Source organism: Pseudomonas fluvialis (genome assembly GCF_002835605.1).
GTDB classification, from domain to species: domain Bacteria; phylum Pseudomonadota; class Gammaproteobacteria; order Pseudomonadales; family Pseudomonadaceae; genus Aquipseudomonas; species Aquipseudomonas fluvialis.
Genome location: NZ_PIYS01000018.1, coordinates 327,696 through 345,031 on the forward strand (window position 1 = coordinate 327,696; position 17,336 = coordinate 345,031).

Below are 17,336 nucleotides of genomic sequence, written 5' to 3' on the forward strand. Positions count from 1 at the left end.
CGCGCTGGACCTGATCCGCCGTGCGGAAAGCGGGCAGAACCCCTCCCCGGAAGCCTTCCGCGTCGGCGAGCGCTGGCTGGTCTACAGCGCCACCAGCATTCGCGGCAAGAGCGGCCTGGTGCAGGGCTCACTGCTCCTGGTAGTCGACCTGCAGCGCCTGCTCGACCTGTGGCCACGCCTGGACGGCCAGGTCGGCCAGCTGCAGCTGCTCCAGCAATTCAGCAACACCCCCGAACAACTGCTCGCCAGCCAGGGACAGGACAGCGGCCAGCCGGCGCTGCTGCTGACCACCAGCAACCCGCACTGGCGCCTGCGCTTTAGCCCGGCGCTCTATCCGCAGGCCGGCGGCAACCCGTTGCCCATGCTGGGCCTGGCCCTGCTGCTGGGCCTGGCAGGTGCCTTCGCCGGGCTGCTGCTGCTGCAACGCGCCTGGAACAAGCGCCTGCAGGAAGACAGCGCGCAGCTCAGCCAGCTACTCCAGGAAGTTGCCGCCGGGAAAAGCCCCAAGGGCTTTTCGCTCAGCCTTGCCGAACTCGACAGCCTGGCCCGCCAGCTGGTGCGCCTGCCGCGCCGCAGCGAAGCACCCAGCGTTGCCGTCAAGCCGGCGACCAGTTCCGCACCCGGCCCACTGGAGAAAAGCATCCTCGACGAAGAGCTGGTCAACCCCTTGTTCCAGGACACCGACATTCTCGACATCGACATCCTCGATGAAGACCAGGATCTGCTCGGCCTCGACCAGCCATCCGCCAGCTCTCGCCCGGCGAGCAGCCTGCCAGCCACGCTGCCAGCCAGCATCTTCCGCGCCTACGACATCCGTGGCGTGGTCGGCAGTAGCCTGACCCGTGAGAATGCCTACTGGATCGGCCGCGCCATCGGCTCGGAAAGCCTGGCCTGTGGCGAGCCCGGCGTGGTGGTCGGCCGTGACGGCCGGCTGTCCGGTCCAGAGCTGGTACAAGGACTGATTCAGGGGTTGATCGACTGCGGCTGCCAGGTCATCGATATCGGCATGGTGCCCACCCCGGTGCTCTACTACGCCGCCAACGTATTGCAGGCCCGCTCCGGCGTCATGCTCACCGGCAGCCATAACCCACCGGACTACAACGGCTTCAAGATCGTCATCGCTGGCGAGACGCTAGCCAACGAGCGCATCACCGCCCTGCATCAGCGCCTGCAAAATAACGACCTGGCCAGCGGCGTGGGCAGTGTCGAGGCGGTGGAAATCCTCGATCGCTACTTCCGCGAAATCCGCGACGACATCGCCATGGCCAAACCCATGCGCGTGGTGGTCGACTGTGGCAATGGCGTAGCCGGGGTGATTGCCCCGCAACTGCTCGAGGCGCTCGGCTGCAGCGTGATTCCGCTGTACTGTGAGGTCGATGGCAACTTCCCCAACCATCACCCGGATCCCGGCAAGCCAGAGAACCTCAAGGATCTGATCGCCCGGGTCAAGGCCGAAGAAGCCGACCTCGGCCTGGCTTTCGACGGCGACGGTGATCGCGTCGGCGTAGTGACCAATACCGGCACCATCGTCTACCCGGATCGTCTGCTCATGCTGTTCGCCAAGGATGTGGTCACACGCAATCCGGGTGCCGACGTGATCTTCGACGTCAAGTGCACCCGCCGCCTGACCGCACTGATCAGCGGCTACGGCGGCCGACCGGTGATGTGGAAGACCGGCCACTCGCTGATCAAGAAGAAAATGAAGGAAACCGGCGCCCTGCTGGCTGGCGAGATGAGCGGGCATATCTTCTTCAAGGAGCGCTGGTACGGCTTCGACGATGGCATCTACAGCGCCGCGCGCCTGCTGGAAATCCTCAGCCAGGAGCGACGCAGCGTCGAGCAGGTGTTCAGCGCCTTCCCCAACGACCTGTGCACGCCGGAGCTGAACATCGAGGTCACCGACGACAACAAGTTCCGCCTGATCGAACGCCTGCAGCGCGACGGCAGCTGGGGCGAGGGCAGCCTGACCACCCTCGACGGCGTGCGCGTCGACTACGCCAAGGGCTGGGGCCTGGTACGCGCCTCCAACACCACGCCGGTGCTGGTGCTGCGCTTCGAAGCCGAGACTGCCGAAGAGCTCTCGCGCATTCAGGAGCTGTTCCGCGCCCAGCTGTACAGCATTGCCCCGGACCTGCAACTACCGTTCTGAACCACCTGCCGGGGCCATCCGCCCCGGTGCCTTACCGCTTAACCGGAGTTATCCATGACCCTCAGCCGCGCCGCTGCCACCGAAGTTGCCCAGGTTCTCTCCGAGGCACTGCCCTATATCCGCCGTTTTGTCGGCAAGACCCTGGTCATCAAGTACGGCGGCAACGCCATGGAAAGCGAAGAGCTGAAGACCGGCTTCGCCCGTGACATCGTGCTGATGAAGGCAGTGGGTATCAACCCGGTGGTGGTGCACGGTGGCGGCCCGCAGATTGGCGATCTGCTCAAGCGTCTGGCCATTGAAAGTCACTTCATCGACGGCATGCGCGTGACCGATGCACAAACCATGGACGTGGTGGAAATGGTTCTGGGCGGCCAGGTCAACAAGAGTATCGTCAACCTGATCAACAGCCATGGCGGCAAGGCGATTGGCCTGACCGGCAAGGATGCCCAGCTGATCCGTGCCAAGAAGCTCAAGGTCAGCCGCCAGACGCCGGAAATGACCCAGCCGGAAATCATCGATATCGGCCATGTCGGCGAGGTCATCGGCGTCAACGTCGAACTGATCAACATGCTGGTCTCCGGCGACTTCATCCCGGTCATCGCGCCCATCGGGGTCGGCGAGCAGGGCGAGTCCTACAACATCAACGCCGACCTGGTGGCCGGCAAGGTGGCCGAGGCACTCAAGGCGGAAAAACTGATGCTGCTGACCAATATCGCCGGCCTGCTCGACAAGCAGGGTCAGGTGCTCACCGGGCTGAGCACCGAACAGGTGGATGCGCTAATTGCCGACGGCACCATCTATGGCGGCATGCTGCCGAAAATCCGCTGCGCGCTGGAGGCCGTGCAGGCCGGCGTGACCAGCTCGCACATCATCGACGGCCGCGTGCCGCACGCCGTGCTACTGGAAATCTTCACCGACAGCGGTGTCGGCACCCTGATCAGCAACCAGCGCGCCTGAGCGCGCGCCGGGTTCAGCGCGACCAGAGCTCGACCAGACGAGCCTTGTCGCGCAGGAACTCGGCGTCTACCTGGCGGCGATTGTCTCTGAAGCGCTGGATGTCGCTGCGCACACGACGCTGTTCTGCCTTGAGATTGTCGATCTGCGCCAGCAAGTGCTCCGGCACAGCCCGGCCCGCCCGCTCATGATCAGCTGCCTGGCTCTGCAGGTTGGCCTGCTGGGTGCGCAGCGACTGCAAGTTGGCGCGCGCCACGCTGATCACCCCATCCAGTTCCTGCAGCTTGCGCGCACGCGCACGCTCGATGTCCTCCGGCGTACCGTACAGCCGCAACAACTGGGCGTCGCTCTTGGCGCGATTCTTTTCCTCCAGCAGGCGCTGGCGCTCCTCCAGCGGCGGTGCCGCTGGCACCACGCGGGTTACCCGACCCTGCTCGTTGAGCACTTCGTAGCCACGGTGAATGTGTTCAGGCGGCACGCCCTGACGATCGATGACCACCACCCCCTTGTCGTTGACGTAGCGATACAGCTCGGTCGCCATCGCCAACGAAGGTAACCAGGCCGCCAGGCACAACAGAGGCATCACGCGCAGCTTCGACATAGGCATTCCCTGTCGGGACAGGCCGCACCCGGCTGTCCCTTGTTGTTATTCAGATTCCAAATTGCCCGCGATAGGCCTCCACCGCCGGCAGGTGACGCTTCAGTTCAGCATCCTCGGCCAGATATTCCAATACCTGATCAAGGGCGACAATGCTCACCACGGGAATCTGGAAATCGCGTTCCACTTCCTGGATGGCCGACAGCTCACCCTGGCCGCGCTCCTGACGGTTCAGGGCGATCAGTACGCCGGCCGCCTGGGCGGCTTGCCCATGGATGATCTGCATCACTTCGCGGATCGCCGTACCCGCGGTAATCACATCATCAACGATCAGCACCCGGCCAGCCAGCGGCGCGCCAACCAGCGTACCGCCCTCACCATGATCCTTGGCCTCCTTGCGGTTGAAACACCAGGGCAGGTCCTGGCCATGCTGTTCGGCCAGCGCCACCGCGGTAGCGGCCGCCAGGGGAATACCCTTGTAGGCCGGGCCAAACAGCACGTCGAAGGGAATCCCGCTGTCGACCAGTGCCGCCGCATAGAAACGCCCCAGGCGGGCCAGCGCCAGCCCCGAGTTGAACAACCCGGCATTGAAGAAGTAGGGACTGGTGCGTCCGGACTTGAGGGTGAACTCGCCAAAGCGCAGAACCCCGCGCTCAATGGCAAACTGAATGAATTCGCGCTGGTAGGCCTGCATGGATAATCCTGTCGAAAACGGCTCCGGGCCACGGATTTGGCCAAGAAGCGCTGAGCTCGGGTATCATACACAGACGAGTTTTTAGGGGCCATTTATGCGGATCATCAGTGTGAACGTGAATGGTATTCAGGCTGCCGCCGAACGAGGTCTCCTCAGTTGGCTGCAAGCCCAGAATGCCGACGTGATCTGCCTGCAGGACACCCGGGCCAGCCTGGACGAGATGGATGACCAGGCCTTCCAGCTGGATGGTTATTACCTGTATGCCAGTGCAGCCGAAGTACCCGAGCAGGGCGGCGTGGCACTGTACTCGCGCCTGCAGCCCAAGGCGGTGATCAGCGGCCTGGGCTTCGAGCTGGCCGATCGCTATGGACGCTACCTGCAGGCCGACTTCGACAAGGTGAGTATCGCCAGCCTGCTGCTGCCTTCCGGGCAGCGCGGCGACGAGGACCTGAACCAGAAGTTCAAGTTCATCGACGACTTCACCCACTACCTGAACAAGCAGCGCCGCAAACGCCGTGAATACATCTATTGCGGTTCGCTGTATGCGGCACAGAACAAGCTGGACGTGAAGAACTGGCGCGACTGCCAGCAACTGCCGGGCTTTCTCGCCCCCGAGCGCGCCTGGCTCGATGAAGTGTTCGGCAACCTCGGCTATGTCGATGCCCTGCGTGAAGTCAGCCGCGAAGGCGAGCAGTACAGCTGGTGGCCGGATAGCGAGCAGGCGCAGACGCTGAACCTCGGCTGGCGTTTCGACTACCAGATTCTCACGCCCGGCATGCGCCGTTCGGTACGCAGCGCACGCCTGCCACGCCAGCCGCGCTTCTCCCAGCATGCGCCGTTGATCATTGACTACGACTGGACCCTGAGCCTCTGAGCCGTCCGTCGCCAGACGCCCGCAACATGCGTTGCGCCTTGCTTTGCCAGGGCTGCTCTGATATAAAGCAGCGCTCTTTTCGAGGGGCCCTGCGCACGACCTGTCGTGACAAGCAGGTAAGACCCTGATGAAACGGGCGTTAGCGCCTATGAGTGAAAGTTCAAGCGGCCAACCCATGCCGGGTTGGGCATGTGGTTTAGAGGGCTGAGGTATGTCGAGAGTCTGTCAAGTGACCGGTAAGGGTCCGGCCGTTGGGAACAACATTTCCCACGCAAACAACAAAACCCGTCGTCGTTTTCTGCCGAACCTGCAGCACCATCGCTTCTGGGTCGAGTCGGAAAAGCGTTTCGTGCGTCTGCGCGTTTCGGCCAAGGGCATGCGTGTCATCGACAAGCGTGGTATCGACGTAGTGCTGGCTGAGCTGCGCGCTCGCGGCGAAAAGGTTTAAGGAGACTGTCATGCGTGATCTGATCCGTCTGGTGTCCAGCGCCGGTACCGGCCACTTCTACACCACCGACAAAAACAAGCGCACCACGCCCGACAAGATCGAAATCAAGAAGTACGATCCGGTCGTTCGTAAGCACGTGATCTACAAGGAAGCCAAGATCAAGTAATTGATCCGGCCGCCTGAGAAAAAACCCGCCCCGTGGCGGGTTTTTTCATTTTGGCGGTGTGCCGCACCCCGGCCGCTGTCACAAGCCTGCAATAATTCCGTTATCTAATGCCCTGCATCTGAACCGCAAACGGACAAGGCTTAACCATGGCAGGCAAGACCATTCTCATCGTTGACGACGAAGCGCCCATCCGCGAGATGATCGCCGTGGCCCTGGAAATGGCCGGCTATGACTGTCTCGAAGCAGAGAATACCCAGCAGGCGCACGCCTGTATCGTCGACCGCAAACCAGACCTGATCCTCCTCGACTGGATGCTCCCCGGCACCAGTGGCATCGAGCTGGCACGCCGCCTCAAGCGCGACGAACTGACCGGCGACATCCCCATCATCATGCTCACCGCCAAGGGCGAGGAAGACAACAAGATCCAGGGCCTGGAAGTCGGTGCCGACGACTACATCACCAAGCCGTTCTCGCCACGCGAACTGGTTGCCCGCCTCAAGGCCGTGCTGCGCCGCGCCGGCCCCGCAGACAGCGAAGCGCCCATCGAAGTCGGCGGCCTGCTGCTCGATCCGGTCAGCCATCGCGTCACCATCGATGGCCAACCGGCCGAGATGGGACCCACCGAATACCGCCTGCTGCAGTTCTTCATGACCCACCAGGAGCGCGCCTACACCCGCAGCCAGCTGCTTGACCAGGTCTGGGGGGGCAACGTGTATGTCGAGGAGCGTACCGTCGACGTACATATCCGCCGCCTACGCAAGGCACTGGGCGAGGCTTACGAAAACCTCGTGCAAACCGTGCGCGGCACCGGCTATCGTTTCTCCACCAAGGGTTGAACGGCTGTCTGGCCCAGGCCTGCCCGTGTTGAGCGCCTGCAGAAGGGACGCATTGTGTTGAACCATAACTGGCGCGGCGCCCTGATACGCCGCCTGCTGCTGTTGCTGGCTGGCTGCCTGCTGCTGGGCCTGATCAGCGGTGAATACGCCTGGGCACTGGCATTCGGCCTGGCCGGCTACCTGGGCTGGCATCTCAGCCAGCTGCTACGCCTGCACAAGTGGCTGCGCGAGCGCCAGGAGGACGAGCCTCCGCCCGACGGCTACGGCCTGTGGGGTGAGGTCTTCGACAGCATCTACCACCTGCAGCGCCGTGACCTGCGCGTTCGTGGGCGCCTACAGGCGGTGATCGACCGTGTTCAGGAATCCACTGCAGCGCTCAAGGATGCGGTGATCATGCTCGACAGCCAGGGCAACCTGGAATGGTGGAACCGCGCCGCCGAGACCCTGCTGGGCCTGAAGAGCCCGCAGGACAGCGGCCAGGCGATCAGCAACCTGGTGCGTCATCCACGCTTCAAGGAGTATTTCGAGCAGGGTAACTTCCACGACAACCTGGAGCTGCCCTCACCGATCAATGACCGTCTGCGCCTGCAGTTCCACATCACCCGCTATGGCAACCGCGAACACCTGATGCTGGTGCGCGATGTCACCCGCCTTCACCAGCTGGAACAGATGCGCAAGGACTTCGTCGCCAATGTCTCCCATGAGCTGCGCACACCGCTGACGGTGATCACCGGCTACCTGGAAACCCTGCTGGACAATGTCGAGCAGATCAATCCGCGCTGGCTACGCCCCATGCAGCAGATGCAGCAACAGGCCGGACGCATGCAGAACCTGCTCAACGACCTACTCCTGTTGGCCAAGCTCGAAGCTACCGACTACCCCTCGGACAGCCAGCCGGTGGCGGTCGACCTGCTGTTGCTGTCGATCAAGAGCGACGCCCAGGCACTGTCCGGGGCACGCCGGCATCGTCTGCAGCTACAGGCCGACCCGCACCTCAAGCTCAAGGGCAGCGAAGCGGAGCTGCGCAGTGCCTTCTCCAACCTGATCTTCAATGCGGTCAAGTACAGCCCGGATGAAAGCGAGATCAGCATTCGCTGGTGGAGCGACGAGCAGGGCGCACACCTCGCCGTGCAGGACAGTGGCATCGGTATCGAGGCCAAGCACCTGCCACGCCTCACCGAACGCTTTTACCGGGTCGATTCCAGCCGGGCCAGCCACACCGGCGGTACCGGCTTGGGGCTGGCCATCGTCAAGCATGTGCTGCTGCGCCATCGTGGCCGCCTGGACATCAGCAGCACGCCGGGCAAGGGCAGCACCTTCACCTGCCACTTCCCGGCCAGCCAGGCGGTGCGCCGCCACTGATCACTCAGTGGCGGGGACGCCGCCGCCATTGCAGCCACACCAGCAGCGCCAGCAAGGCCAGTCCTGGCAGCCACATCCACTCCTTGGCCCAGCGGTCAGTCGGCGCGCGAACCGCCAGGATCTGCTGGTCGAATTCCAGCCCAAGCTGCGCGGCCAGGCTGCCGAAGGCAACATTGTCGACCAGTAGCCGGCCATCCTCCTCGATCAACTGCAGACCCAGCGCCTGCAGGCGCTCCTCGCCTGACGCCCCCTCCGGCACCGGCAAGAGCAGGGTAAAGCGGCGTGGATCGCCTACTTCGTTTTCACCCAGCACCTGCAGACGCAACTGACTATCCGCTGCCACGTCACCCAGCGCCTGGACCAGCGCCGTGGGCGCGATGTCCTGGTAGGGATCATGCAGGCGATCCATCCAGAACCCAGGACGGAACAGGGTAAAGGCGACCACAAGCAACAACAGGCTTTCATACCAGCGACTACGCACGATGAAGTAACCCTGGGTGGCCGCAGCAAAGATCAGCATGGCCAGGGTAGCCACCAGGAAGATCAGCACGCCATGCCAGAAGTCCACATCAATCAGCAGCAGGTCGGTATTGAAGATGAACAGGAAAGGCAACGCCGCCGTACGCAGGCTGTAGTAGAAAGCCACCAGGCCAGTCTTGATCGGGTCGCCCTTGGATACCGCCGCCGCCGCAAACGACGCCAGGCCCACCGGTGGGGTGACGTCGGCCATGATGCCGAAGTAGAAGACAAACAGATGCACGGCAATCAGCGGCACGATCAGACCATTCTGCTGCCCCAGGCCGACAATGACCGGCACCAGCAGGCTGGATACCACGATGTAGTTGGCGGTGGTCGGTAGCCCCATACCAAGGATCAGACTGAACAGCGCGGTGAGCAGCAGCATCAGCAGCAGATTGCCCATCGACAGCAACTCCACCACATCGGCCAGCACCAGGCCAACCCCGGTCTGCGAGACCGCCCCGACGATGATGCCCGCCGCCGCCGTGGCAATACCGATGCCGATCATGTTGCGCGCCCCGGCGATCAGCCCCTCGCGCAAGTCGACCAGGCCGTCGCACCAGCCACCATGGGTAGCCCCGCCATCCCCGCGCAGCCAGCTAAGCAACGGACGCTGGGTCAGCAGGATGATGATCAGCATCACACTGCCCCAGAACGCCGAGAGACCGGGTGACAAGCGCTCAACCATCAGACACCAGACCAGAACCACCACCGGCAACAGGAAATGCAGGCCGGACAACAGCACCGCACGCGTCTCCGGCAGGCGCTCCAGCGGTGCCTCCGGGTCATCCAGCTGTAGGGGCGGATGACTCGCCGCCACTTTCAGCAAAGCCAGGTAGGTCAACGCCAGCAGGCTGCCAATCCCCCAGCTAGCCGCCTCGCCGAGCGCCGGCTTGAGCCAGCCCAACCCGTAGTAGACGAGCAGTGAGAGGCCGCTGAGCAGCGCCGCACCAAACGCCACGCCAGCCAGACGACGCAACCAGGTTTGCTGCGGAGCACTGCGCGGCAAGGCCTGCAGGCCCAGCTTGAGCGCTTCCAGATGGACGATATAGATCAACGCAATGTAGGAAATCAGCGCCGGCAAGAACGCATGCTTGACCACCTCAACATAGGGAATGCCGACATATTCGACCATCAGGAACGCCGCCGCGCCCATCACCGGCGGCATGATCTGCCCGTTGACCGAAGATGCCACCTCGACAGCTCCGGCCTTCTCGGCGGAAAAGCCGGTGCGTTTCATCATGGGAATGGTGAAGGTGCCGGTGGTCACGGTGTTGGCGATCGACGAACCGGAAATCAGCCCGGTCAATCCGGAGGCCACCACCGCGGCCTTGGCCGGGCCACCGCGCAAATGACCAAGCAGGCTGAAGGCCAGCTGGATGAAATAGTTGCCGGCACCCGCTCGCTCCAGCAACGCACCAAACAGGACGAAGAGAAATACGAAGCTGGTGGAAACCCCCAGGGCAATCCCAAAGACCCCCTCGGTGGTGATCCACTGATGGTTGGCCAATGCTGTCAGGCTCACCCCGCGATGCGCGAGAATGCCCGGCATGTAGGGCCCCAGCAGGCTGTAGAGCAGAAACAGCGCGGCAATGACCGTCAGCGCTGGACCCAGGGCCCGGCGGGTAGCCTCAAGCAGCAACGGCAGGCCCAGACAGGCTACCCAGAGATCCAGGTCGGTGAGATTACCCGGACGCTGCGCCAGCTCGGCATAGGCGATGAACAGGTAGGCAGCCGTCGCGCAGGCCAGCAGCCCCAACGCGATATCCGCCAGCGGCACACGATCACGCGGCGAGCGCTTGAATGCCGGGAACACCAAAAAGGCCAGCAACAAGGCAAAGGCCAGGTGAATGGCGCGGGTTTCCGTATCGTTGAAGACGGCAAAGCCCAGGCTGAAGGGCAACGGTGAGGCGATCCACAACTGGAACAGCGACCAGAGCAACGCCAGCAGGGCAATCAGGCGTCCCATGCTACCTTGCGGCAAGCGGGCACCGACATCCTGGGCAATCAGCTCTTCGGTGGAAAGATGTTTGTCTTGCATGTAAGGGCAACCTCTAGAAGCCGCCAGCGCGGCAACGGAAAAACCCGCGAAGCCTCAGCTTGCGGGTTTTTCCAGAGCGGGGTGACGGCAGCGCAAAACCGCTGCCGCCTGGCGATCACAGCCAGCCGCGTTCGCGGTAGTAGCGCGCAGCACCTTCGTGCAGCGGCGCCGACAGGCCTACCTTGATCATGTCCTCGGCCTTCAGCTCGGCAAAGGCCGGGTGCAGACGCTTGAAGCGCTCAAGGTTGTCGAAGACCGACTTGACCAGTTGGTAGACCACTTCCGCATCGGTCTTCGCGCTGGTGGACAGCACGGCCTTGCCACCGATCGAAGCGGTCGGCTGATCGTTACCCTTGTACAGGCCGCCAGCGATTTCCGCCTTGCTGAAGTAGGGGGCCTTGGCCAAGAGCTGCTCGACGGCTTCGCCGGTAATCGGCACCAGTACCGCATCCACCGTGGTGGTAGCTTCCTGGATTGCGCCGTTGGGATGGCCGACAAAATAGGTCATGGCATCGATATTGTTGTCACCCAGTGCGCTGGCCTGCTCGGCCGGCTTGAGCTCAGCGGCCAGGGCAAAGACGGACTTGTCCCAGCCCTTTTCACGCATGATTTCTTCCAGGGTGTCACGTTGCCCGGAGCCCGGATTGCCGATATTCACGCGCTTACCCTTGAGGTCATCCAGGCCATGGATATGCGCATCACGCCGGGCCAACACGGTGAAGACCTCGCTCTGCAGCGAAAAGACTGCGCGAATGTCTTCCATCGCACCTTCGGCGGCAAACGGCGCCAACCCCTGCATGGCCTTGTACTGATGGTCCGACTGCATGATGCCGAAATTGAATTCACCACTGCGGATGCCATTCACGTTGGCCACGCCACCGCCGCTGGCCGGTGCGTTGCAGCGCAAGCCGTGCTCGCTGTTGCCGCGATTGAGGAAGCGGCAGATCGATTGGCCGGCAACGTAATACACGCCGGTTTGCCCACCGGTGCCGATGGTGACGAATTTTTCATTGGCCTGTACCGCGCCGCCCAGGGTGGTTGCCGCCAGGGCTGCGGACAGTACCCATGCCAGGGGAGTGCCTTTCATGGGGATTGCTCCTTTTGTTCTGCGGATAGAGTTGTACCGGGCCTTGTGGGCCTGGCGGGCCAGAGTAAAACAGCCACAGCACCTGACTGGCAAGTCTGTAACGGGCAGGCTCCGGCAACCATAGTCCAGTTTCGCCGCATCAGCCACGCCGTGATCAAGGCGGCGGATGACTTGCAAATCTGGGCGAGCAACGCCACTGTTCTGACTGGTCGACCACACAGCCATCGCCATGGATCCTGCACCCAGCCCACTCATCCCACTCACCCTGCTGTTGTTGTACAGCCTGCTGCTACTGGCCTTCCAGGGCTGCTGCAACCTGTCGCGCTACTGCCTGCAGTACTACCCGGAACAACCCGAGAACAGCCAGGGCCGCCTGGCCACACTGCTGGCCCAGCGCGAGCGTTACCTGTGGGCCGGACGTCTCGGCAATGCCGCGCTGAGCATCGCCCTGGGTTGGCTGTTGGGTAGCCGCCTGTCCACCACCCTCGGCAGCTACCTGGCTAGCCAGGGTCCGGCTGCCAGCAGCTGGCAGGGCGTACTCGTGGGCCTGCTGCTGGCAGGCCTGCTCTACCTGTACGCACTCGGCGTACTGTACTGGCCGCGCCACTGGGCGCGCCGCCAGGCCACACACCTGTTGCCTCGCCTGGGCTGGCTGCTGCAAGGCTGTTACCTGTTGAGCTGGCCCCTGTTGCGCCTGGCCGAGCACAGCGCCACAGCCCTGCAACAACTGGCCGGCATCGTCCCGGGTTACCGCACAGCACGGGCGCAGAGTGAAGAACAGGCCAGCCTGGCCAGCCAACGGGTCATGGCCTCGGCGGCCGAACTGGGCGAACTGGAAGTGCTGGACTGGGCCAATTCGCGGGAAGACCTGGTTTTCCTGGATAGCCACGCGGCCTTGCATGAAGTCTTCGAGCTGTTCCGCCGGCACACTTACAGCCGCTACCCGGTCTGGGATGAAGCCAGCGGGCGCTTCATCGGCCTGCTGCATATCAAGGACCTGCTGTTGCAGCTCTCCCTGCTGGAAATGCTCCCAGGCAAGTTCGACCTGGCCAGCCTGTTGCGCCCGCTGGAGCGCGTGCATCGTCACCTGCCCCTGGCCAGCCTGCTGGAACAGTTTCGCCAGGGCGGTACGCATTTCGCGCTGGTGGAAGAGGCCGACGGCAAGGCCATCGGCTTCCTGACCATGGAAGACGTGCTGGAGGTGCTGGTTGGCGATATTCAGGATGAGCACCGCAAGGTAGAGCGCGGCGTACTCAGCTACCAGCCGGGCAAGTTACTGGTTCGCGGCGATACGCCGTTATTCAAGCTGGAACGCCTGCTTGGCGTAGACCTCGACGCCATCCAGGCCGACACCCTGGCCGGCCTGCTGTACGCCAGCCTGGAACGCATGCCGGAGGAAGGTGAACAATTCGAGCTGGCCGGCCTGCGTATCAGTATCAAGAAGATGAAGGGCCCGAAAATCGTCCTGGCCAAAGTCACCCTGGCCGCTTAGGCCACTTATTCGCCACCCACGGCAAAGTTGGGCAGGCGATCAATGGGCTGGGCAAAGTCGAAAGGAATCGACTCCAGGGCCAGGCCGACATTGCGCTGCACCACGAAATGCAAGTGCGGGCCGGTGCTGTTGCCGGTATTCCCGGAGCGCCCGATCTGCTCGCCGACGGCGACCCGCTGGCCCTCGCGCACGCTGACCGAGCCGCGCATCAGGTGCAGGTAGACCCCCATGGTGCCGTCATCGTGGAGGATCCGCACGAAATTGCCCGACGGGTTGTTGCCCCGGCCACTCTGCCGGTTCTCGGTCTTCACCACCATACCAGCCCGTGCCGCGACGATCGGCGTACCCTCGGGCATGGCGATATCCACGGCGTAACGCCCCTTGGGACCGGTGTGGCTGTAGCTACCGCCCGGTCCCTGGGTCAGGCGGAACGGTCCGCCACGCCAGGGCAGGGGGTAGCGATAATGCTGCTGGACCAGCCGTGGATCGCCCATGGCATAACGCAGCCGCGGTGTATAAGCCATCGGCTGCCCGGCCTTGCGCGGGGCAAGGGTGGCCAGGCGGATCTGGCTGCGCGGTGCCAGCACCCAGCGAATAGGCCCTTCCGGGGCACCGCTGACATTGCGCAATTGCTCAAGGCGCAGTTCGACCTCCACGGGAGCAAACAGGTCGTTGCGCACCAGCAGGGTTTCGCCGCCGGCATGCTTGCGGGTTTCCAGCTTCACCTGATTGTCCAGCCGTTCGACCATGCGATCACGGAACACGAAGACCTGCGCCCCCGGCACGGCCTGGTCGCTATAGGTCACCACGCCCTGTTGGTCGACATATTTGTAGATGGTCAGCGCCTGCACCGGCAGGCACAGCAATAACGCGGACAAGGCAAGCAGACGCGAAAGCATGGGCGTAAGCACGAAAAATGACGGGATAAGCAAGACTAGCAGGCACTCTGCCAGACGGCGACCGTCAGCCTGACAGGCTGTGCGCCAGCGCACGACGCCTACGGGGCTGCAGGCACGCGCCGGCACAGGCACAATAGGCTTCCACCCAGCCGTGAAGCGCCTGCCATGCCCCAGCTGACCACCGACCTTGATCTTGCCTGCGCCCGCCTGCGTGCCGGCGAGCTGCTCGCCCTGCCCACCGAAACCGTCTACGGCCTGGCCGCCGATGCACGCAACGAGGCAGCGGTAGCCAAGGTCTACGCGCTCAAGGGGCGGCCACCGAGCAATCCGCTGATCGTCCACCTGGCTGATGCCAGCCAGGCCACGCAGTGGGCACAAGACATCAGTGCGCAGGCGCAGCGCCTGATGGAGGCGTTCTGGCCCGGCCCGCTGACCCTGGTGCTGCCGGCCCGCCCGGAGGTTTCCCGACTGGTGACTGCCGGACAGGACAGCGTGGCCCTGCGCGTGCCCGCCCATCCCCTGGCGCAGCGCCTGTTGCAGCAATTCGGCGACGGCCTGGTGGCCCCCTCGGCCAACCGCTACATGTCGATCAGCCCCAGCTGTGCCGAACACGTGGCCCAGCAGTTTGCCGACAGCGACCTGCTGATCCTCGATGGCGGCCCCTGCCAGGTTGGCCTGGAATCGACCATCGTCAGCCTGCTGCCTGGGCAGCCCGCCTGCCTGCTGCGCGCCGGCATGCTCGGCCCCAGCACCTTGCAGGCCGTACTGGAGGAGCCGCTGCAACTCGGCGCAGCCGGCGAACTACGCGTACCCGGCCAGCACCATCGGCACTACGCACCCGCCACACCCAGCCTGAGTTTCAGCCAGCCCCCCGCGCAGGCACTCGCCGACCCGGCCTGCGCCTGGCTATGGTGCGGCCAGGCACAGCCCAGTGCCGGGCCGGCCATCGATCTCGGCAATGAGCCGCAAGCCTACGCCCGGCAGCTCTACGCTGCCCTCTACCGCCTGGATCGCCTCGGTGCGCAGCGCCTGCTGATCCAGCTGCCACCGGCCGGCGAAGCCTGGCAAGCCGTGCATGACCGCCTGGCACGCGCCGCGCAACCGCTGCCGGACAGCGACTAGCGTTACGCTTCCAGCGCCTCATAACGCTGCTGCAGTTCACGCCGGATATGCCGGCGCTGCTCGGCCTGGCGCCAGCGCCGGCGCTCTTCCGCGTTCTGCGGCTGTAGCGCGGGCACGGCCTGTGGCCGACCTTCGCCATCCACGGCCACCATGGTGAAAAAGCAGCTGTTGGTATGCCGTACGGAGCGCTGGTGGATGTTCTCGGTGATGACCTTGATGCCGATCTCCATGGAGCTGTGCCCGGTAAAGTTCACTGAAGCGAGAAAGGTCACCAGCTCGCCGACATGAATGGGCTGGCGAAAGATCACCTGATCCACCGACAAGGTCACCACGTAGCCCCCGGCGTAGCGGCTGGCGCAGGCATAGGCCACTTCGTCGAGGTACTTGAGCAGGGTACCGCCGTGCACGTTGCCGGAAAAATTGGCTTTGTCCGGTGTCATCAGCACGGTCATGGTCAGCTGGTTGTTGGCAAATTCCATGGATTCCCTCGGATGGCTGGATAGGCGCAAGACTAGGCCAGCCACCGAAAACGGCCAGCGACTCGGCTGCATGCAAGTTTGCGGCCGTATTCCACGGGATACGTCAAACCGTTACCTACCGCAGGCACGGCTGGCCACACGAGTCAGCCCATGCACCATCGCAGCGCAGGCGTGCGCCAATCCGGCAAGCTGCGCGCTGCCGGGACTAAAGACGCGGAGCACGCTCACTGCAGGGCGCCTTAGGCGTGCACCAGATACCAGCGCCAATCCTGCTCGCCGACCTCGCTGACGAACTGGCGGAACTCTTCCCACTTGATCGCCAGGTAGATCTTCAGGAAGTCCTCGCCCAGCGCTTCCTTGGCCCAGGCCGACTGCTCCAGGGTGCGCAGCGCGGTCAGCCAGTCGGTCGGCAAGGTTTCGCGGGCCTGCTCGTAGCCGTTGCCGACGATGGCCTCGCCCGGATCGATCTGGTTTTTGATGCCGTGATGGATGCCGGCGAGGATCGCTGCGGCGGCCAGGTAGGGGTTGGCATCGGCGCCGCAGATGCGGTGCTCCACATGGCGGCTCTTGGCCGGGCCGCCGGGCACGCGGAACGACACGGTGCGGTTGTTCACGCCCCAGCTCTTGGCCAGCGGCGCGTAGCTGTTGGCCTGGAAGCGGCGGTAGGAGTTGGCGTTGGGGCAGAAGATCGCCAGTGCGTCGTTGAGCGTGGCCATCATGCCGCCAATTGCATACTTCAACAGCGGGGTGCCATGCGGGTCTTCCGAGGCCATCAGGTTGTTGCCTTCGGCGTCCGCCAGGCTGACGTGCATATGCAGGCCGCTGCCGGCCAGGTCGCCGAACGGCTTGGCCATAAAGCAGGCGATCAGTCCGTGCTTGTTGGCCACGCCCTTGACCAGGCGCTTGTAGCGGATGCCCTCATCGACCGCCTGCAGGGCGTCGAAGCGGTGCTCCAGGGTCAGCTCCAGCTGGCCCGGGGCGTACTCGGAAATCGCCGTGCGCACCGGCAGGCCCTGGGCCTCGCAGGCGCTGTAGAGGTCGTCGAGGAAGGCCTGCTGTTGCTCCAGCTCCAGCACGCCATACACCTGCGGCGCCTGCGGGCGTACGCCGTTGGCCTGCACGGCCGGTTGCGGGCGGCCGTTGGCGTCGCGGTTTTTATCCAGCAGGTAGAACTCCAGCTCCACCGCCATCACCGGGTGGTAGCCGTCGGCCTTGAGGCGGTCGATGGAGCGCGCCAGCACATGCCGCGGGTCGCCGGCGGCGGCCGGCGCGCCCTGGGTCGGGTGCATGCTCACCTGCACCTGGCCGGTGGGGTTGGCACGCCAGGTCTGCAGGGTCAGGCTGCCGGCGAGCGGGTAGGTCCAGCAGTCGGCATCGGCGACTTCCCAGACCAGGCCGCTTTCCTCGACGTCCTCGCCCTGGATGGTCAGCGAGAGGATGGAGCTGGGCAGCGGGCGGCCGTTCTCGTAGATCGCCAGCAGCTCGTCGCGGTGCAGCAGCTTGCCGCGCGGGATGCCGTTGGCGTCGATCAGCATCAGCTCGATCAGGCGCACCTCGGGGTGCTGGGCGAGGAAGTCGCGGGCTTCCTGGGGGTTGGCGAAGGGCATGCGATGATC

15 protein-coding genes and 2 pseudogenes are annotated in these 17,336 nt (G+C 64.0%); 10 read left to right on the forward strand and 7 right to left on the reverse strand.

The genetic code is table 11. The annotated features are described in order from the left end of the window. Positions 1–769: 769 nt before the first annotated feature. Both algC and argB read left to right on the forward strand, forming a co-directional pair. Positions 770–2,149, forward strand: a complete 1,380-nt coding sequence (gene algC / locus CW360_RS16965) for a phosphomannomutase/phosphoglucomutase (RefSeq protein ID WP_425439765.1) — start codon at positions 770–772, stop codon at positions 2,147–2,149. Between the two features lie 54 nt (positions 2,150–2,203). After that, entirely contained in the window at positions 2,204–3,106 is a 903-nt protein-coding gene (argB, locus tag CW360_RS11305; protein ID WP_093986489.1) for an acetylglutamate kinase, read from the forward strand. Positions 3,107–3,119: 13 nt separating this feature from the next. Here the strand turns inward: argB and CW360_RS11310 are convergent, their stop codons facing one another. Then, on the reverse strand, positions 3,120–3,710 hold the full coding sequence (locus tag CW360_RS11310; RefSeq protein ID WP_101193761.1) for a DUF4124 domain-containing protein: 591 nt from the start codon (positions 3,708–3,710) through the stop codon (positions 3,120–3,122). Between the two features lie 43 nt (positions 3,711–3,753). Then, positions 3,754–4,395 (reverse strand): orotate phosphoribosyltransferase, encoded by a 642-nt coding sequence (gene pyrE / locus CW360_RS11315; RefSeq protein ID WP_101193762.1) that lies wholly within the window; start codon positions 4,393–4,395, stop codon positions 3,754–3,756. Between the two features lie 94 nt (positions 4,396–4,489). Between pyrE and CW360_RS11320 the strand changes: the two genes are divergently transcribed. The 5 genes from CW360_RS11320 (at position 4,490) to phoR (ending at position 8,081) form a co-directional block, all read left to right on the forward strand. Beyond that, positions 4,490–5,269 carry an exodeoxyribonuclease III gene (locus tag CW360_RS11320; RefSeq protein WP_101193763.1) on the forward strand — a complete coding sequence of 260 codons (780 nt, stop codon included), beginning with the start codon at positions 4,490–4,492 and terminating at the stop codon, positions 5,267–5,269. A 211-nt stretch (positions 5,270–5,480) separates the two neighbouring features. Next, a complete protein-coding gene (rpmB, locus tag CW360_RS11325; RefSeq protein ID WP_093986485.1) occupies positions 5,481–5,717 on the forward strand; it encodes a 50S ribosomal protein L28 in 237 nt (78 codons plus the stop codon). Between the two features lie 10 nt (positions 5,718–5,727). Continuing rightward, the gene (gene rpmG, locus CW360_RS11330) at positions 5,728–5,883 is read left to right on the forward strand and encodes a 50S ribosomal protein L33 (RefSeq protein WP_014854577.1); all 156 of its coding nucleotides are present in this window, start codon (positions 5,728–5,730) and stop codon (positions 5,881–5,883) included. A gap of 146 nt (positions 5,884–6,029) precedes the next feature. After that, on the forward strand, positions 6,030–6,719 hold the full coding sequence (gene phoB / locus CW360_RS11335) for a phosphate regulon transcriptional regulator PhoB (protein WP_093986484.1): 690 nt from the start codon (positions 6,030–6,032) through the stop codon (positions 6,717–6,719). A gap of 51 nt (positions 6,720–6,770) precedes the next feature. Then, the gene (gene phoR / locus CW360_RS11340; RefSeq protein WP_392527955.1) at positions 6,771–8,081 is read left to right on the forward strand and encodes a phosphate regulon sensor histidine kinase PhoR; all 1,311 of its coding nucleotides are present in this window, start codon (positions 6,771–6,773) and stop codon (positions 8,079–8,081) included. Between the two features lie 4 nt (positions 8,082–8,085). Here phoR and CW360_RS11345 read toward each other — a convergent pair whose 3' ends face one another. Together CW360_RS11345 and CW360_RS11350 are read right to left on the reverse strand one after the other, a co-directional pair. Further along, positions 8,086–10,641: a TRAP transporter permease gene (locus tag CW360_RS11345; RefSeq protein WP_101193764.1), complete on the reverse strand. Its 2,556-nt coding sequence runs from the start codon at positions 10,639–10,641 to the stop codon at positions 8,086–8,088. Between the two features lie 115 nt (positions 10,642–10,756). Beyond that, positions 10,757–11,728 (reverse strand): TAXI family TRAP transporter solute-binding subunit, encoded by a 972-nt coding sequence (locus CW360_RS11350; RefSeq protein ID WP_101193765.1) that lies wholly within the window; start codon positions 11,726–11,728, stop codon positions 10,757–10,759. 229 nt (positions 11,729–11,957) lie between these two features. Here CW360_RS11350 and CW360_RS17345 point away from each other — a divergent pair. Both CW360_RS17345 and CW360_RS17350 read left to right on the forward strand, forming a co-directional pair. Further along, positions 11,958–12,512 (forward strand): annotated as a pseudogene (locus CW360_RS17345) (CNNM domain-containing protein); the annotation flags it as partial. Positions 12,513–12,527: 15 nt separating this feature from the next. Further along, positions 12,528–13,220: pseudogene (locus CW360_RS17350) on the forward strand (transporter associated domain-containing protein); the annotation flags it as partial. 5 nt (positions 13,221–13,225) lie between these two features. Here the strand turns inward: CW360_RS17350 and CW360_RS11360 are convergent. Further along, a complete protein-coding gene (locus CW360_RS11360; RefSeq protein WP_101193767.1) occupies positions 13,226–14,119 on the reverse strand; it encodes a peptidoglycan DD-metalloendopeptidase family protein in 894 nt (297 codons plus the stop codon). 165 nt (positions 14,120–14,284) lie between these two features. Here CW360_RS11360 and CW360_RS11365 point away from each other — a divergent pair, with 165 nt between their 5' ends. Continuing rightward, entirely contained in the window at positions 14,285–15,241 is a 957-nt protein-coding gene (locus tag CW360_RS11365; protein WP_101193768.1) for an L-threonylcarbamoyladenylate synthase, read from the forward strand. Between the two features lie 2 nt (positions 15,242–15,243). On the opposite strand, the gene CW360_RS11370 is transcribed toward CW360_RS11365, so the two are convergent. Next, positions 15,244–15,720: an acyl-CoA thioesterase gene (locus tag CW360_RS11370; RefSeq protein WP_093986478.1), complete on the reverse strand. Its 477-nt coding sequence runs from the start codon at positions 15,718–15,720 to the stop codon at positions 15,244–15,246. A 239-nt stretch (positions 15,721–15,959) separates the two neighbouring features. Beyond that, entirely contained in the window at positions 15,960–17,327 is a 1,368-nt protein-coding gene (locus CW360_RS11375) for a glutamine synthetase family protein (RefSeq protein WP_101193769.1), read from the reverse strand. Between the last annotated feature and the right edge of the window lie 9 nt (positions 17,328–17,336).

What these genes read in the sequence shown, in the direction of transcription:
- argB (WP_093986489.1), top strand. Translation starts at nt 2,204, where the DNA reads ATGACCCTCAGCCGCGCCGCTGCCACCGAAGTTGCCCAGGTTCTCTCC.
- CW360_RS11310 (WP_101193761.1), bottom strand. Translation starts at nt 3,710, where the DNA reads ATGCCTATGTCGAAGCTGCGCGTGATGCCTCTGTTGTGCCTGGCGGCC.
- pyrE (WP_101193762.1), bottom strand. Translation starts at nt 4,395, where the DNA reads ATGCAGGCCTACCAGCGCGAATTCATTCAGTTTGCCATTGAGCGCGGG.
- CW360_RS11320 (WP_101193763.1), top strand. Translation starts at nt 4,490, where the DNA reads ATGCGGATCATCAGTGTGAACGTGAATGGTATTCAGGCTGCCGCCGAA.
- rpmB (WP_093986485.1), top strand. Translation starts at nt 5,481, where the DNA reads ATGTCGAGAGTCTGTCAAGTGACCGGTAAGGGTCCGGCCGTTGGGAAC.
- rpmG (WP_014854577.1), top strand. Translation starts at nt 5,728, where the DNA reads ATGCGTGATCTGATCCGTCTGGTGTCCAGCGCCGGTACCGGCCACTTC.
- phoB (WP_093986484.1), top strand. Translation starts at nt 6,030, where the DNA reads ATGGCAGGCAAGACCATTCTCATCGTTGACGACGAAGCGCCCATCCGC.
- CW360_RS11345 (WP_101193764.1), bottom strand. Translation starts at nt 10,641, where the DNA reads ATGCAAGACAAACATCTTTCCACCGAAGAGCTGATTGCCCAGGATGTC.
- CW360_RS11350 (WP_101193765.1), bottom strand. Translation starts at nt 11,728, where the DNA reads ATGAAAGGCACTCCCCTGGCATGGGTACTGTCCGCAGCCCTGGCGGCA.
- CW360_RS11360 (WP_101193767.1), bottom strand. Translation starts at nt 14,119, where the DNA reads ATGCTTTCGCGTCTGCTTGCCTTGTCCGCGTTATTGCTGTGCCTGCCG.
- CW360_RS11365 (WP_101193768.1), top strand. Translation starts at nt 14,285, where the DNA reads ATGCCCCAGCTGACCACCGACCTTGATCTTGCCTGCGCCCGCCTGCGT.
- CW360_RS11370 (WP_093986478.1), bottom strand. Translation starts at nt 15,720, where the DNA reads ATGGAATTTGCCAACAACCAGCTGACCATGACCGTGCTGATGACACCG.
- CW360_RS11375 (WP_101193769.1), bottom strand. Translation starts at nt 17,327, where the DNA reads ATGCCCTTCGCCAACCCCCAGGAAGCCCGCGACTTCCTCGCCCAGCAC.